The following is a 15705-nucleotide window of genomic DNA, read 5'->3' as shown; positions in this document are numbered from 1 at the left end:
GGAAATACCTCTCAACGGGGACGGGGTTCGACGCGCATGAGCATGCCGCTGGGGTAGGCGGCGGAAGTGAACTTCACCCGGACCTGCTTGTCCGGTAGGGGGGTCAGGCGGTGTCGCGCGGCGATGGTGGCCAGGGCGACCACGATCTCGGTGTGGGCGAAGAGGTTCCCGAGGCACTGGCGGGTACCCGCGCCGAACGGGACGTACGCGCCCCTGGGTAATCGGGTGGCGCGCTCGGGTTCCCAGCGGTCCGGGTCGAACCGCTCGGGGTCGTCGTGGGAGGCCGGGTCGTGGTGCAGGGCGTGCGGGCTGACGATGACCTCGCCGCCGGCGGGGATCGTCGTCTCCCCCAGTTCGACGTCGACCAGGGCGCGGCGCATCAGGATCCACACCGGGTACTTGCGCAGCACCTCGTTGACGACCCGGCCCAGGTAGACCAGGCGCGGCACGTCCTCGGCCGTCACGGGGCGGCCGGCGAGCACTTCGTCCACCTCGGCGTGCACCCGGGCCTCGACCTCGGGGTGCGCCGCGATCTCGTGGCACGCCCACGCCAGCGCGATGGCCGTGGTCTCGATGCCGGCCGTGAGCAGGGTCAGCACCTCGTCGTAGGTCTGCTGGTCGGTCATGCCGCCGCCGGTGTCGTCGTCCTGCGCCAGCATCAACGTCGAGAGCAGGTCGCCGTGGTCGACGCCCTCCGCGCGGCGGGCCGCGATGACGTCGAGCACGATCGCCTTCATCCGCGCGACGGCCCGGTCGAATTCGCGGTTGGCTGGAATCGGCAGGCGTTCCACGAAGGACGGCGACAACGCGCGCACCATGCCCTGCTTGATCACGGTGAAGACCGAGCGCCGCACCTCCGCGATGACGGGCGCGCCGATGCCGGTGGAGAACAGCGCCTCGCCGACGATCGTGACGGCCAGGCCCTGCATGTCGTCCTCGACCACCCGCACCTCGCCGGCGCGCCAGCCGGCCACCAGGTCGGCGGTGGCGCGGCGCATCGTCTCGACGTAGCCCGCGACGCGGTCGCGGTGGAACGCGGGCTGGACCATGCGGCGCTGCCTGCGGTGGAACGGCCCGTTGGACAGCAGGAGGCCGTTGCCGAGGTAGGGCTGGAACTTGTCGAACATCGCGCCCTTGCGGAACTTCGCGCCCTGCGTCACCAGCACCTCGTGCGAAAGTCGAGGACTGGTCACGAAGAACGCGGGCAGCGGCCCGAGGTCCACGCGCACGACCTCGCCCAGTTCCCGCAAGGATGCGGTGAAGTCGGGGCGGTGCCGCAACAACGGCAGGGTGTGCCCGAGTAACGGCAGCCGGCCGGGCGCCACCGGAACGGGCATCTTGGCTCCACCGAAGACGAGTACGTCTACCCACGAATGGTGGACCACCATAGAAGCCGACAGCGGGCAGGGGACAGTGCCCGATCGGGTGGATCAGCATCACCCCGACAGCGCAACCGCCGCGCGCCGCCGGTCGCTATGCTCGCGGCCCCGCCCTCGACTGGCTGAGGTGTTCACCGTGACCCGAACCCGCGACTGGGTGCCCGACAGCGTCGACGTCTCCGTGCCCAGCATGGCCCGCACCTACGACTACATGCTCGGCGGCGCGCACAACTTCGCCGTCGACCGCGAGGTCGGCCAGAAGATCGAACAGGTGATGCCGGGCCTGCGCACCGCCGCCCGCGTCAACCGGGCGTTCCTGAAACGGGTGGTGCGGTTCATGGTGGACTCGGGCATCCGGCAGTTCCTCGACATCGGCTCCGGCATCCCGACGGTCGCCAACGTCCACGAGGTGGCCCAGCTGGCGGACCCGTCGTGCCGGGTGGTGTACGTGGACCGCGACCCGATCGCCGTTGCGCACAGCGAACTGATGCTGGCCACCAACGACCGCGCGGCGATCGTGAAGGCCGACATGCGCGACCCGGAACACATCCTCGACCACCCGGTGACCCGGAGCCTGATCGACTTCGACCAGCCCGTGGGCCTGCTGTTCCTGCTGGTGCTGCACTGGGTCCCCGACGAGTCGAACCCGCACGCCCTGCTGGCCCGCTACCGCGACGCCCTGGCACCCGGCAGCTTCCTGGCGCTCACCCACGTCAGCGCCGACCACCAGGACAGCACGCTGACGGCGGCCACGGACGTGATCAAGCGCAGCAACAGCCCCGACCAGATCACCGAACGCACGCACGCGCAGGTGACAGCCCTGTTCGGCGACTTCGACCTGGTGGAACCGGGCCTGGTCGGCTGCGGCGAATGGCGCCCCCACGGCCCAGGCGACATCTCCGACCGGCCGAACATGAACATGCTCGTCTACGCCGGCGTAGCCCAAAAACCCACCCCCTGACCACCCCCTGACCACCCCCACCAGCGCCGCAGGCGCCAACGGGCTGCCAAGCACAGGAAGGGCCTCGGTGGCCTGCCGCGCGGCGAGCGCCGCTTTGATCGCGGTTGAGCACGGACACGGCCGCAACCCCGCCCGTCGCCGGTGACTCCGTCCCTCGCCGGAAATCTTCGCCCCGGTGTATCCACGCCCGCGCCCGCCGCTCTCTACTTGTGGGGCTCGGGGGAGCTGCGGGTGCGGGTCGGCCGACCGCCGTCTGGCCGACCCGCACCGACCACCCGACGCGCGCACACCGCCCCCCGGCAAGGGCGGCGCTCGTCTCAAGGGTAAGACCAGGTGCGGCACCCCGGTGGCGAACGTGCCCATCGTCGCCCCGGCACCACCGTGGTGCACGACAAGGTCGACGTGCGGCAGCAGGTCGGCCTGCGGCAACCACGGCCGCACCACCACGTTCCCCGGCACCTCCCCCAACGCCTCCACCTCGACGCTCGGACCGGTGGACACCAACACCCGCACGTTCAACGTCGCCAACCCCGCGATCGCCGTCCGCAACACCCCGGCGTCGCCGAACGCGGTCCCCAACGTCAGGTACACCAGCGGTTCCCGGTGCTCCCGCACCCACGACGGCAGCTCACCCGGCTCCGAGAACGGCGCCGAGAACGGCACCGGCCGCAACGGGACCGCGCGGGTCACGGCGAACTCCGGGTCCTGCACCGAGGGCGGGCAGATGTCCAGGTAGGGGTTGCCCAACGACATCAGGTCCCCCTCGGGCAGCTCCACACCGAGGTCCGCGGCGACCTCCGCCAGGTTTCTCCGCAACGCCTCCGGAGGCCCTGTCGGCCGCCACATCCGTCCGAACGAGTGGCACACGGCGGGCACGTCCGCGACCTTCGCCGCCAGGCCCGCGCCGGGGTTGGCCAGCTCGTGCACGACCAGGTCCGGCTTGCGGTCGAGGATGATCGGGACCAGGTCGGCCGCGCACCGGCGCGGCAGGATCGACCCGAACACCCTCGACACCCGCTCGGGCCGGAAGTCCGGCGACCGGCGCGCGGCCGGCCCGGCGTTGGCCAGGTCGAACGCGGCGAGCATGTCCATGCCGCCCGTGACGTGCTCGATCCCGTGCGCCGTCACCGCCGGCGCGAACGGGGCCGTGGTCACGAACGCCACGTCGTGGCCCACCTCGCGGGCGGCGATGGCGAGCGGCATGAGCGGGAAGGTGTGTCCGTAGGAGCCGAGGCTCGAAAAGAGGATTCGCACCGTCCAGAACGTAGTGGGGGCCGGTTCCGGTCAGATGAAACGCCACAGGTGGTCGTCGGTGCCGTTGTCGTCCCAGAGGACGACCTGCGCGCCCGCCGCCGTGGACGCGTCGGCGACGCCCAGCACCCGGCCGCCGTTCGCGCACTGGATGCGGAAGCAGCCGTTGCTACCGTAGCGCAGTCGCCACAAGTGGTCCGATGTTCCGTTGTCCGACCATTGCACCACTCGGGAGCCGTTGGCCGTGGTCGCGTTCTCCACGCCCAGCACCTTGCCGCTGTGGCCGTTGCGCAGCCGGAAGTAGCCGCCGGTGTCGGGCACGGCCGTCCACAGGTGGTCCGCCGTGCCGGTGTCACCCCACTGGATCACCGGGCCGCCGTCGGCGGTGGACATGTCCCGCACCCCCAGGACCAGGCCACTGCGCAGGTTCCGCACCCGGCGCGCACCGAAGGGCACGAACCGCCACCGGTTGTCCGGCGTGCCGTTGTCCTGGTCCTGCACGGCCTGCGCGCCGGCCGCTCCCGAGCCGTCGAGGATCGCGAGCAGCTTGCCGCTGTGGGCGTTGCGGATGCGGTGGGTGCCGTCGCCGTCGTCCACGACCGTCCAGCGGTGGTCGGCGGTGCCGTTGTCGGCCCACTGGAGCACACGGGCGTTGTCGGCGGTGGACATGTTCTCCACGCCCAGCACCTTGCCGCTGTTGCGGTTGCGGAACCGGACCGCGGCACCGTCGACGACCGGCTCCCAGTCGTGGTCCGCCGTGCCGGTGTCGTTCCACTGCACGGCCAGGCCACCGTCGGCGGTGGACATGTCCCGCACCCCGAGGACCATCCCGCTGCTCGCGTTGACCAGCCGGTATCCCCCGCCGGCCGCGGACGTCCGCCAATAGACGGTGTAGTTGTGGCCGTGGGCGTCGTAGAACGGCCCCAGAGCGACACTGGACCCGTTGGCCCTGGCCGTGAACGCCAACCCGCTCGTGCGGGTGATCGAGCCGACGTCGAGGTTCGGCAACACGCTCAACGCCGTGTTGCCGTAGTTCCCCGACAGCACCACCGGTCCGTAAGTGACCGCGGCGACCCCCGCGTCGTCGTTGGCCGCGCGCAACACCACCCGCATCGGCAGCCGAACCGCGACCGTGTCACCGGAGGCCCACGACCGGGTGATCTCGGCGTAGCTGCCCGGCGAGGCGTCCTGCGCGACACCGTTGACGCTGATCGTCGCACCGCCGGCCCACGCCGGGATGCGCACCCGCATCGTCCACGTGCCGCCGACCGTGCCCGTGACGGTGAGCGTCGTGGTGTCGCGCGCCGGGTAGGCGGTCGTCTGGGTGACCACGATCCCCCGCGCCGACCAGGTCAGCACCGACGGGATGAACAGGTTCACCGTCAACGTGGTCCCGTTGTGGAAGTAGACGGAGTCCATCAACTTCGTGTTGGTCTCCAACGCCGTGCCCTGGCAGCACCAGAACGTGCCGTAGTCGGTGCTGAAGCTGCCCCCGCCCATCAACGGCCCCACCTGACCGCGCCGGCCGCCGGGGTTGAGCGCGGTGAAGTAGCAGACGTGGCCGTGCGGGTCGGCCGGGTTCTGCTGCCCCAGCAGGTGGTTGAGCAACGCCTGCTCGTAGAAGTCGAAGTACGCGGCGTTGTCCGGCTCCAACTGCCACAGCTCGCGGGTCAGCTTGAGCATGTTGTAGGTGTTGCACGCCTCGGCGCTGTCGGGTCGCAGGTACGCGGCGATGGCGTTCGGGGCGCGGAAGTGCTCGGCCTGGCTGTTGCCGCCGATGGCGTAGGTGTGCGCGGTGACGGTCGCGGTCCAGGCGTTGCGGGCGATGTCGCGGTAGCGGGTGGCGCCGGTGGCCTTGTACTCGCGCGCCGCCCCGACCCACTTGGGCACCTGGGTGTTGGCGTGCAGGCCGTCGAGCCGGTCCTGACCCGCCGCCAGCGGGTCGAACACGGCCGCGTGGTCGAACCGCTGCGCGGTGGCCAGCCAGCGGGAGTCGCCGGTGTGCTGGTACAGGTCGGTCAGCACCGCGCTCATGCCGCCGAACTCGGTGCGCAGCGTGGTCTGCATCTGGCTGTAGCTCAACCGGGCCGTCCGCCAGTCCACCCACCCCGCGAACCGCAGCAGCACGTCCCGCGCCTGCGTGTTGCCGATCAACCGCCACACGTCCAGCAGGCCCGCCAGCGTCTTGTGGATGCAGTAGTACGGCACGCCCCGCCGGGTGCCCGACTCGACCACGGTCAGGTCCGACTCCGGGAACCCGGACAGGTAACCGGGGTTGAACCCGGCCGCCGCGTTGTTCGCCTGGCACTTGGCCAACTCCGCGACCATGTGGTTGGCCTTGTCCCGGCAGGCGGTGTCGCCCAGCACCGCCCACGCCTGCGCCCACGCGGTCAGGAAGTGCCCCTGGCTGTGCGTGCGGAACTCGAAGTTCGGGGCCTCCCACCCGCCGCACGCCGCCGCGCCGCCGGTGGACAGCCGGTGGTTGGCGCGGAAGTTGTAGAGCAGCCGCTCCACGTCGACGAACCGCAGGTAGTTCAGCGTGCGGTTCTGGTTGTCCAGCCACCGGCTCGCGGACAGCCGGACCTGGCCCGGCTCGAACGGGTGCACCGCCACGCCGATGTCCGGCCGGACCGGCGGCACCGCGGCCACCGCCGTCCCGGTGGCCAGCGTGGCGGGGACCGCGAAAGCGGCCTGCAACACCGTGCGTCGGTTGAAAGGCATCGGGACTCCCGGGTGGTCAGGCCAGCGGCGCGGTCACGGTGAAGGAGGCGTCACCGGCGAAGGTGGCGTCGCCTGCCCGGGGGTCCAGGCGCAGCGCGTAGTCGTAGTGGCGCAGGTAGCGGCCGGGGAAGTTGTAGGACTCGAACGACGTCGTGCCACCCCCGGCGAGCCCGGCCCGTCCGCAGAACGTGGCGTCACCGCGGAACAACGCCGTCCCGTCATCCCGGGCCAACACCAGCCGCATGTTGTTGTGCCGCAGGTAGTGGCCCGGGTAGTTGACCGACTGGAACGAGTAGCACCCGGCGTGGGCCAGCCCCGCGCCGATGGTGAACGTCGCGTCACCGCGGTCCGCCGCCGTCACGACCGGGTCGATCCGGACGAGGTTGTCCCGGTGCCGCACGTGCCGATCCGGGAAGTTGGCCGACCGCAACGACCGGTTCCCCACCGGCACCGCCGTGCTGTCGCCGACGTCCTCCCGCAACACCGTGAAGTGCCGCGCGGTCCCGGTCAGGCCGGGCAGCTCCACCTTCGCGCCGAACGAAGCCAGGTCCCCGCTGTCGGCGAAGTAGTAGCGTCCGGCGGCGTACTGGTCGAAGTAGATGCGCCACCGGCCGTCCGGCAGCCGCACCAGCGCCGGTCCCTCCAGGCCCGAGCCCCAGCCGGCCCAGTCGCCGGTGCCGACGAACTGCCACGGGCCGTTCAGCGAGGTGGCGGTGGCGTGCTCGATGTACTTGGTGGTCTCGTTCTTGAGGAAGTTGTGGTAGGTGCCGCCGACCTTCACCAGGAAGCTGTCGATGTAGTTCGCCGGGATGCCCAAGGGCACCGGCGCGGTCCACGCCGAGAGGTCACCGCTGGTGGCCGTGATGCGGTAGGGCCGGAACTGGCCCGCCGTGCCGGTGGTGGAGGCCGAGAACACGACGTGCACGCTGCCGTCGCCGTCCCGGAACCACTCCGGCGCCCACGTGCTGCCGGTCGAGCCGTTCAGGCCCACGGTCACGTTCCGCAGGAAGGTCCACGTCGTATAGTCGGCGCTGCGCGCGAACCCGATCGTGTTGCCGGTCCACCCGGTCGTGTAGACGACGTAGTAGTAGCCGTCGCTGTGCCGCAGGACGCTGGGGTCCCGGATCAACCCGGACGGCGGCCGATAAGCGTTGGCCCGCACCAGGTTGAAGTTCGACGCGTTCGACGAGTCGTACACGTACATGTTCGACTCGCTGCTGTTGGTGAACGCGGTCATCAGGTAGTGCGGCGCCGGACCGGCCGCCTGCGCCGGCGTGGCGACCAGCAACGACGCGCCCAACGCGAGCACGAGCGCCCAGACGAGTCTCATCTTCACTCCAGCACGAACGTCGCGTCGGCCCGCCCCAGCGCGTCGGGCGCGGTCCGCAGGACCATCTGGTAGTCGAAGTGCCGCAGGTAGTAGCCGGGGAAGTTCACCGACTCGAACGACACCGCCGACCCCGACGCCAGCCCGGCGCGCCGGAAGAAGCTGGCGTCGGCCCGGAACCCGGCACCACCGTCGTCCCGCTCCACCCACACCTCGTGGTTGCGGTGCCGCAGGTAGTAGCCCGGGAAGTTGGTCGACTCCAACGACACCGTGCCCGAGCCGGACAACCCGGCGACCACGCGGAACTGCGAGTCCGCCAACGGCTGCACGCCCGCCTCGATCCGCGCCCGGTACTCCCAGTGCCGCACGAACCGGTCGGGCACGTTGTAGGACTTCAGCCGCACCGGCGTGGCGCCGTCGGCGACCGGGATGCCGAAGTCGGGCGTGCCGTCCGCGCGCCAGTAGAACTTCTGCACGCGCGTGCGGCGGTTCGGGTCGCGCAGCGGGTCGCCGGCGATGTCGCGGTAGTTGCGGTCGTGGTAGACCAGGATGTCGCTCTGCCCGTCCTCGGAGACGGTGAACGAGTTGTGCCCGGGACCGTACTGCCCGGTCGCGGCGTTGCTCGCGAACACCGGAACCGCCGACTTGCTCCACGAGCCGGGGTTGAGCAGGTCCGCCGACGCGCTCGCGCTGAGCATCCCCAGGCAGTAGTTGTGGTCGGTGGCGCTGGCGGAATAGGTGAGGAACACCCGCCCACCACGCTGCACCACCGCCGGCCCCTCGGCGACCTTCACCCCACCGCGAGTCTCCCAGTCCAACGTCGGCACGGTCAGCCGCGCCACCGCCCCGGTGATCTGCCACGGGTTCGCACCCATGCGGGCCAGGTACACGTTGGAGTTGGTGGCAATCCCAGGCTCAGCCTGCGCCCATGTCAGATACCGCACGCCACCCACCACGAAGGTGGACATGTCCAACGAAAAGGTGTCCCACGGAACGTTCACCCGGCCACGTTCGACCCACGTGCCGGTCAACGGGTTGGCGGAGGCGTTCTCCAGCACATACGGCCGGATGCGCCACACGTCGTCAGTACGACCGGCAGCGAAGTAGACGTACCACTTGCCGTTGATGAAGTGGATCTCCGGGGCCCAGATGTGCGCCCCCATCTCCCCACTGGCGTGCCGCCGCCAGATCACCGACTCGGGCGCACTGGCCAACCCTTGGATCGTGGTAGCACGCCGCAACACGATCCGGTCGTACTCCGGTGCCGTGGCGGTGAAGTAGTAGTAGCCGTCGGTGTGCTTGACGATGTGCGGATCGGCACGCTGGTTGGCCACCGGATTGGCGTACTGAACGGCCGGCGAGGCAGCGGCCACAGGCGCACACACAGCAACCACCAAAGCCACGACCACGGCCGCGAAGCCAGATCGTCGGGAAAGGCGCACGTCCATCGGGCAGTCCTCTCTCCACACGCCACGGTCGGCGTTGACCCCACCCACTGTTGTTATCGCTAACAACCACAACACCAACAGCAGACGGTAGGCGTGCTTGCGGGCTCTATGATTAGCGCCACCAAGCCGGTGCTGTCAACAGCCCACCCACCCGCAAACTGTTAACGCTCACACCCACATCCATCATCACCCGCCCAACCCGCCGCCCGACCGCCGCGCGAAGCGCGACTGCTTTCTCCGGGCTGCCAAGCCAAGGAAGGGCCTCGGTTCGTTCCCCGTACGGCCTGGGCGCAGCCCAACCACGCTTGGGGGTTCTTGGCAACCACGCTTCACCGGTTGCCAAGAACCCCCAAGGGTGGTTGCCTCCGGCAGGCCGTACGGGGAACGAACCGACGCCCTTCCACCCCCCCGGGGGCCTGCCGCGCGGCGAGCGCCGCTTTTCGCTCTTCGCTTTCGCTCTTCGCTTTCGATCTTCGCTTTCGCTCTTCGCTTCAGCTCTTCGCTCTTCGCTCTTGAGAGCGCGTCAGCGCATGAGAGCGTGAGAGCTCAAACCCGAGCCCACCGCTGATTCCCCTGACCATTGCACGTCCACAGCACCAGCCGCGCCCCGTTCACCGTAGCCGCCCCCTCCACATCCAGGCACAACCCGGCCCGCACGTTCCGCACAGACCCGTCCGACCCGAACGTCCAACGCTGGTTGTCCTGTCCGTTGCACGGCCACGTGATCACCCGCGTGCCATTGGCAGTGCCACCGTTGTACGCGTCCAGGCACTTGTCGCCGAAGACCCGCACCTCGCCGCCCGCCCACGTCGTCCACAGCTGGTTGGCGGCGGTGTGGCAGTCCCAGATCAGCACCGTCGCGCCGGCGGCGGTCGAGGCGTTGTCCACGTCCAGGCAGCGGCCCGACCCCGCACCACGCACCCGTGCGGTCGTGTTCGCCAGTGGGGTGCCACCGGACACCCGGAACGCCGCCACGCCATGAGCCGGGACGTTCGCCGCAATCGTGCCCGTGCTCGTCGAAACGGCTCCGGTCCACTGGTCGGTCAGCGTGAAGCCGTTGCCGGACAGGCCGACCTGGGCTGCCGTCGTCGTGATGGTGGTCGCCGCGCTACCCCGGTTGAACAGGCCCACCGCCACCGAACCGTCCGACAGGGGCTTGGCGAAGACCTCGGTGGCACCGTCGTCGCGCACCCGTCGCCCGCCGGCGCCCAACGCGTCCTGGTTCACCGCCAGCAGGCGCGGGTTGCGCAGGATGGCGCTGACGTCCGCCGACATCGTGCGGATGTCGTTGCCCGCCATGAGGGGTGCGGCCATCAGTGCCCACAGGGCGAAGTGGGAGCGCGACTCGGTCAGGGTCAGGCCCGGTCGGCCCACGACCAGCATGTCCGGGTCGTTCCAGTGGCCGGGGCCGGCTTGGGCGGCCAGCGGGGCGTTGACGTCGAGCACGTTGCCCACGCCCATCGGGTAGCTGTTGGTGTTGCCGTTCTGCCAGATGTCCAGCAGGTCCTCGGTGGTGCGCCACAGGTCGGCAACCTGGCCCCAGTCGTACTTGTCGCCGGTGATGGCGTGGAAGCTGTTGGGGTTGATGCTGTAGACGATCGGGCGGCCGGTGGCGCGCAGGGCGTCGCGCATGAGGGTGAACCGGGCGACCTGCTCGTCCCGCGTCCCGGCCGAGGAGCACCAGTCGTACTTGAGGTAGTCCACGCCCCAGGACGCGAACGTGCGGGCGTCCTGGACCTCGTGGCCCTTGCTGCCGGTGGAGCCGGGGTGGTTGCCGACCGTCTGCGCGCACGTCCGCTCGTTGGGCACCTGGTAGATGCCGAACTTCAGCCCGCGCGCGTGGATGTAGTCACCCAGCGCCTTCATGCCGCTGGGGAACTTGGTCGGGTGCGCGCGGAGGTTGCCGGCGGCGTCGCGCTGGGGGTCGAACCAGCAGTCGTCCACGACGACGTACTGGTAACCGGCGTCGCGCATGCCGGAGGACACCATGGCGTCGGCGGCCTGCCGCACCTGGGTCTCGGTGATGCCGCAACCGAAGCTGTTCCAACTGTTCCACCCCAAAGGCGGCGTCAGCGCCGGACTCCCGGGCGCAGCGACCCCAGGCGCAGCCAGGATAGGAGCAGCCGGGACAGGATCGGCCGGGACAGGATCGGCCGAAGCGGCCTGATGGGGAGCGGTCGCCGCGGTCGCGGCCAGGACCAGTGTGACGGTGGCGCGGCGGATCGCCGCCCAGGGTCGGATGGGCATCGGGTCTCCCTGTGTCGTCGTCGACACCCGCAATGTAACCAGGCCGTCACAGCCGGTCAAAGCTAATCATGTGAGCGCTAACTTTAGCCACTGACCAATCCAACCACAGCACAAACGCCACACAGCCACCCCCGACCCAAAATCCACCCACCATCTTGTGAGCGTGAACAACCGCCGGCACACTGCCGTTCCGCAGCACTCGGCGCGACCCGGGGAGGTCTCAGCGGGCCCGGTCGGCGGTGCGTGGCGGGGCTACCGAGCCGCCCTCGCGCACCGGCATCGGGACCCGGTGGACCACGGGCGTCCGGTCGCCGCGCCGGCGCCGTTCGAACAGCCCGAGCAGCACCTCGACCGCCCGCACGCCCAGCTCGTGGTGGGGCAGGGCGACCGTGGTCAACCGCGGACGCAGCCAGGAGGCGATGGGATGGTCGTCGAACCCGACCACCGACACGTCGTCCGGCACGGACAGGCCGGCCTCGCCCAGCGCCTGGTACGCGCCGAACGCCAAGCGGTCGTTGAAGCACACCAGCACCCCCGGCCGGTGGTGCCGCAGGACCTCCCGCGTCGCGGCGTAGCCGTCCTCGGGCATCCACTTCGGACACCGCTGGGCGCTCACCACCTCCACCCCGGCGGCCTCGAACACCTCGCGCAGCCCGACCAGGCGCTCCACGGCGGCGGTGCTGTTGGGCGGGATGTCGTCCACCCCCGGCCCCGCGCCGATCAGGTGGACCCCGGACCGGTGCCCGGCCTCGACGACGACCCGAGCCGCCGAACGGCCCGCCTGCACCTCGTCGGGCACCACCGAATGGACGGTCGAGCGCGAAACCGACGTGGCGTTGAGCAGCACCGCCGGACCGTCGTGCAGACCCTCCGGCAGCGCGACCTCCCGGGTGTACATGGCGGCGAAGACGATGCCGTCCACGCGGCGGTCGTGCATCGCCTCCACCAGCGCCCGCTCGACCACCGGGTCACCGCCGGACTCGCCGACGAACACCATGAACCCGCGCCGGTGCGCGGCCTCCACCGCGCCCCGGATCATGTCGCCCGCCAGACCGGAGGACGCGACCGTGTCGGAGATGAACCCGATGGTCTGCGAACGCCCGGTGCGCAGCCCGACCGACAGGGTGTTGCGGCGGTAACCCAGCTCGTGCGCGGTGGCCCGCACCCGCCGCTCGACCGCTTCGGAGATGCGCAGCTCCCGCGCGCGCCCGGACAGCACCAGCGACGCGGTCGTGGCGGACACCCCGCTCGCCTCGGCCACGTCGGCCAGCGTCACCCGCCTGCGTCCCACGAGTCGGCACGCTAACACGATTTAGCAACGCGAGAGGAGACACCGATGCCCCACCGCGCCGGCGCGGTCCTGGCCGCGCTGACCCTGCTCGCGGTCGGCTGCGCCGCGCCCGGCACCGCGAACAATTCCGTTGTGGACACTCGCACCACCCCTGGTTGCGGCACCGAGGACATCACCCTCCAAGCCCGGTTCGAAACCGGTTTCCCACTGGCGAAAGCGCTCGCCGAGGAGTTCACCCGGCAGCACCCGCACGTCACCTGGAGCATCCGCGAGGAGCAGTTCGACGTCCTCACCCGCAACGCGCTCCGCGTGCTCGCCGACGACCCGCCCGACCTCATGCGGCTGCCACAGGTGTCGGAGGCGGTGCGCGCCGGTCTGCTGCGCGACCTCGACGGCTACGCCCGCGCACTGGGTTGGGACCGCCGACCGCCGGCGCAGACCCGTCCCCTGCGCGTCGCACCGGGCGGGCGGCCACGCGGCGAGGGACCGCTCTACGCGACCGGACTGTCCACCAGCGTCACAGGTGTCTTCTACAACAAGGAAATCGCCACAAAACTAGGTCTGAGCGAACCACGCACCCTCGCCGACTTCGATGCCACTCTAGCCCGCGCCAAGGCCGCCGGCACCACCCCCATCGCCGGCTTCAACGGCGGCGCGACCGGCGGCCTGACCTTCCCCCTGCAAAGCCTGATGGGCGTCTACAGCTCGCCCAAAGCCATAGACGACTGGACGTTCCAACGCCCCGGCGGGACCATCGACACCCCCGCCACCACCGAGGCCGCGCGGCACCTCGCGCGCTGGCTCGCGGCCGGTTACTTCGACCCCGACCTCAACGCCACCGACTACGCCCGCATGCTGGACCGGTTCACGTCCGGCCGGGCGCTGTTCATGGTCAACGGCGACTGGGAGTCTGCCGCACTGGACCGCCGGATGCCCGGCCGCGTCGGGTTCTTCCTCATGCCGCCGCTGCGCGCGGGCGGGCCGCGGGCGGCGATGGCCGGTCCCCCGACCTTCGCGATACCGGCGCGCGCCGCGCACCCGGACTGCGCGGCGGCGTTCCTGGACTGGGCGGCCACCGACCCGACCGCCCGCGACCTCGTCGTGCGCGTCGGCGGCGCCCGGCCGCTCGGACCGGCGACGGCCTGGCCGGTCGACCCGGGCTCGGTCACCGCCGCGACGTTCGCCGCGACCGACGAGGTCCAGGCGGGCGACACCGCCATGGACTTCATCGCCAACGCGACCGGCTCGATCTACGCCAAGAGCTGGACGCCCCAGCTCCAACGGCTCGTGGAGGGCGACCAGACCCCCGAGGGGCTGCTGCGGCGGGTCCAGGCCGACTACCTCGCCCAGACCGGGGGCTGACCCGGTGCGGACCCGGTGGGCCGGTTGGCTGTTCGTGCTGCCCGCGTTGGCCGTGCACGGGGTGTTCGTGCTCCGGCCGTTGGCGCTGGTCGCGCAGTACTCGCTGTACCGGTGGGACGGCGTGGGCCCGGCGGTGTGGGTGGGGTGGGCCAACTACGCCGCCGTGCTCACCGACCCCGACCTGCGCCGACCGCTGCTCAACGCCCTGCTGCTGGTGGTCGCCTTCACAGCCGGCCCGGTCACGATCGGCCTGGCCCTCGCCGCCGCGCTGCGGCCCACATCAGCCCTACGAGCCGCATCAGCGCGACCGCTGTCCACGCTGCTGCTCGTGCTGCCGCAAGCCGTGCCGCCGATCGCCGCCGGGCTCGCGTGGAGCGTGCTGCTGTCCTCGACCGGCGCGGTGAACCGGGTGCTCGACGCGATCGGCCTGGGATCGCTGAGCCGCGCGTGGCTGGGCGACTCCGCCACCGCGCTCACCGCCGTGGGCCTGATCGGGGCGTGGTCGCTGCTCGGGCTGTGCACCCTGCTCCTGTCCGCGGGCGTCCGACGCCTCGACCCCGCGCTCTTCGAAGCCGCCCGCCTCGACGGCGCGGGCCGGTGGCGCGAGTTCCGCGCCGTGACGCTGCCGGGCGTGCGCCGGGAGGTCGGCGTGTGCGTCGTGATCACCTCCCTGGCGGCGCTGTCGAGCTTCGACGTCGTCTACGTGACCACGAAGGGCGGCCCCGGCGGCGCGACGGCGGTGCCCGCGCTGGAGGTCTTCCACCTGGCGTTCACCGAGCGCGCGGTGGGGACGGCGTCCGCGCTGGCCGTGGTGCTGGTGGTGCTCGTGCTCGCCGTGACCACCCCTGTCCTGCGGTGGTCACGGTGAAAGCCGGGACGCTCCGGCCCGCCGGAACACTCCGGCCCGCCGGAACGCTCCTTCGGGCCGGGCTGGCCGTCGTCACCCTCCTCCCCCTGGCCGAACTAGTGGTCACCGCCCTGCACCCGCCGGGCACCTACCCGCCCGGCCTGACCTGGCCCGACGACCCCCACTGGTCGAACTTCGCCACCGCGTTCCGCTCGGGACACGCCGACCGGGCGCTGCTGTCCGGCGCGCTTCTCGTCCTCGCCGTGGTGCCGGCGGTCCTGGCGCTGTCGACGGCGGCGGGGTACGCGCTGGCCCGGCTGCCGTTGCCCGGCCGGCGGGTGGTGTCGGGGCTGTTCCTGGTCGGGCTCGTGCTGCCCCGCGAAGCCATCGTGCTCCCCCTCTACCAGCAGGTCCGCGACCTGAACCTGCTCGACACCACCGCCGGGCTCGCGCTGGCGCTCAGCGCGGTCCACCTGCCGTTCGGGGTGCTGTGGATGCGGACCCACTTCGCCTCGACGCCCGCCGAACCGGCCGAGTGCGCCCGCGTGGACGGTGCCGGCCCGTGGGCCGTGCTGCGGTACGTGCACCTGCCGCTCGCGGGTGACGCGCTGCGGTCGCTGGCGCTGCTGCTGTGCGTGTGGACGTGGAACCACCTGCTGTTCGCCCTGGTCCTGGTGGACGACCCGCTGCGCCGGACGGCGGCGGGCGCGTTGGACGCGTTCCAGGGCCGTTGGGGCACCGACGTGCCGCTGCTGTGCGCGGGCGCGCTGCTGGTCACCGCACCGGTGGTCGTGGCGCTCGCCCTCACGCACCACCGTTTCGCCGACGCCCTGGTGCGGGGCGTCGCGTTCCGATGATCACCGACGATCGA

General features: G+C 71.1%; 11 protein-coding genes and 1 pseudogene. 5 read left to right on the top strand and 7 right to left on the bottom strand.

The window, feature by feature from the left end; translation table 11 throughout:
• Positions 1–11 precede the first annotated feature (11 nt).
• On the bottom strand, positions 12–1337 hold the full coding sequence (locus tag ABD126_RS32250; RefSeq protein ID WP_343938148.1) for a cytochrome P450: 1326 nt from the start codon (positions 1335–1337) through the stop codon (positions 12–14).
• A gap of 178 nt (positions 1338–1515) precedes the next feature.
• Here ABD126_RS32250 and ABD126_RS32245 point away from each other — a divergent pair, with 178 nt between their 5' ends.
• Positions 1516–2340, top strand: coding sequence for an SAM-dependent methyltransferase (locus ABD126_RS32245; protein WP_343938146.1), 825 nt, complete (start codon positions 1516–1518; stop codon positions 2338–2340).
• 375 nt (positions 2341–2715) lie between these two features.
• Here the strand turns inward: ABD126_RS32245 and ABD126_RS38870 are convergent.
• Positions 2716–3093 (bottom strand): annotated as a pseudogene (locus tag ABD126_RS38870) (glycosyltransferase); the annotation flags it as partial.
• 199 nt (positions 3094–3292) lie between these two features.
• Here ABD126_RS38870 and ABD126_RS38865 point away from each other — a divergent pair.
• Positions 3293–3565 (top strand): hypothetical protein, encoded by a 273-nt coding sequence (locus ABD126_RS38865; protein ID WP_425542913.1) that lies wholly within the window; start codon positions 3293–3295, stop codon positions 3563–3565.
• A gap of 59 nt (positions 3566–3624) precedes the next feature.
• Here the strand turns inward: ABD126_RS38865 and ABD126_RS32235 are convergent, their stop codons facing one another.
• The 5 genes from ABD126_RS32235 to ABD126_RS32215 form a co-directional block, all read right to left on the bottom strand.
• Positions 3625–6312, bottom strand: coding sequence for a beta-L-arabinofuranosidase domain-containing protein (locus ABD126_RS32235; RefSeq protein ID WP_343938144.1), 2688 nt, complete (start codon positions 6310–6312; stop codon positions 3625–3627).
• Positions 6313–6328: 16 nt separating this feature from the next.
• Positions 6329–7642: a glycoside hydrolase family 43 protein gene (locus tag ABD126_RS32230; protein WP_343938141.1), complete on the bottom strand. Its 1314-nt coding sequence runs from the start codon at positions 7640–7642 to the stop codon at positions 6329–6331.
• 2 nt (positions 7643–7644) lie between these two features.
• Positions 7645–8973, bottom strand: coding sequence for a family 43 glycosylhydrolase (locus tag ABD126_RS32225; protein ID WP_343938139.1), 1329 nt, complete (start codon positions 8971–8973; stop codon positions 7645–7647).
• A 660-nt stretch (positions 8974–9633) separates the two neighbouring features.
• The gene (locus tag ABD126_RS32220; protein ID WP_425542912.1) at positions 9634–11334 is read right to left on the bottom strand and encodes a glycoside hydrolase family 27 protein; all 1701 of its coding nucleotides are present in this window, start codon (positions 11332–11334) and stop codon (positions 9634–9636) included.
• Positions 11335–11554: 220 nt separating this feature from the next.
• Positions 11555–12625 carry a LacI family DNA-binding transcriptional regulator gene (locus ABD126_RS32215; RefSeq protein WP_343938135.1) on the bottom strand — a complete coding sequence of 357 codons (1071 nt, stop codon included), beginning with the start codon at positions 12623–12625 and terminating at the stop codon, positions 11555–11557.
• 45 nt (positions 12626–12670) lie between these two features.
• Between ABD126_RS32215 and ABD126_RS32210 the strand changes: the two genes are divergently transcribed.
• From ABD126_RS32210 to ABD126_RS32200, 3 genes are read left to right on the top strand one after another with little or no spacing between them, the layout of a single operon-like run.
• The gene (locus ABD126_RS32210) at positions 12671–13987 is read left to right on the top strand and encodes an ABC transporter substrate-binding protein (protein ID WP_343938133.1); all 1317 of its coding nucleotides are present in this window, start codon (positions 12671–12673) and stop codon (positions 13985–13987) included.
• A 4-nt stretch (positions 13988–13991) separates the two neighbouring features.
• Positions 13992–14855, top strand: coding sequence for a carbohydrate ABC transporter permease (locus tag ABD126_RS32205; RefSeq protein ID WP_343938130.1), 864 nt, complete (start codon positions 13992–13994; stop codon positions 14853–14855).
• Positions 14852–15691 carry a carbohydrate ABC transporter permease gene (locus tag ABD126_RS32200; RefSeq protein ID WP_343938128.1) on the top strand — a complete coding sequence of 280 codons (840 nt, stop codon included), beginning with the start codon at positions 14852–14854 and terminating at the stop codon, positions 15689–15691. The genes ABD126_RS32205 and ABD126_RS32200 overlap by 4 nt, the downstream gene beginning before the upstream one ends.
• The last annotated feature ends 14 nt before the right edge of the window (positions 15692–15705 follow it).

It is taken from the genome of Saccharothrix mutabilis subsp. mutabilis (assembly GCF_039521145.1).
Taxonomy (GTDB): domain Bacteria; phylum Actinomycetota; class Actinomycetes; order Mycobacteriales; family Pseudonocardiaceae; genus Actinosynnema; species Actinosynnema mutabilis.
The sequence above is the reverse complement of the archived record's forward strand: the minus strand, read 5'-3'. Positions and strand labels throughout refer to the sequence as shown.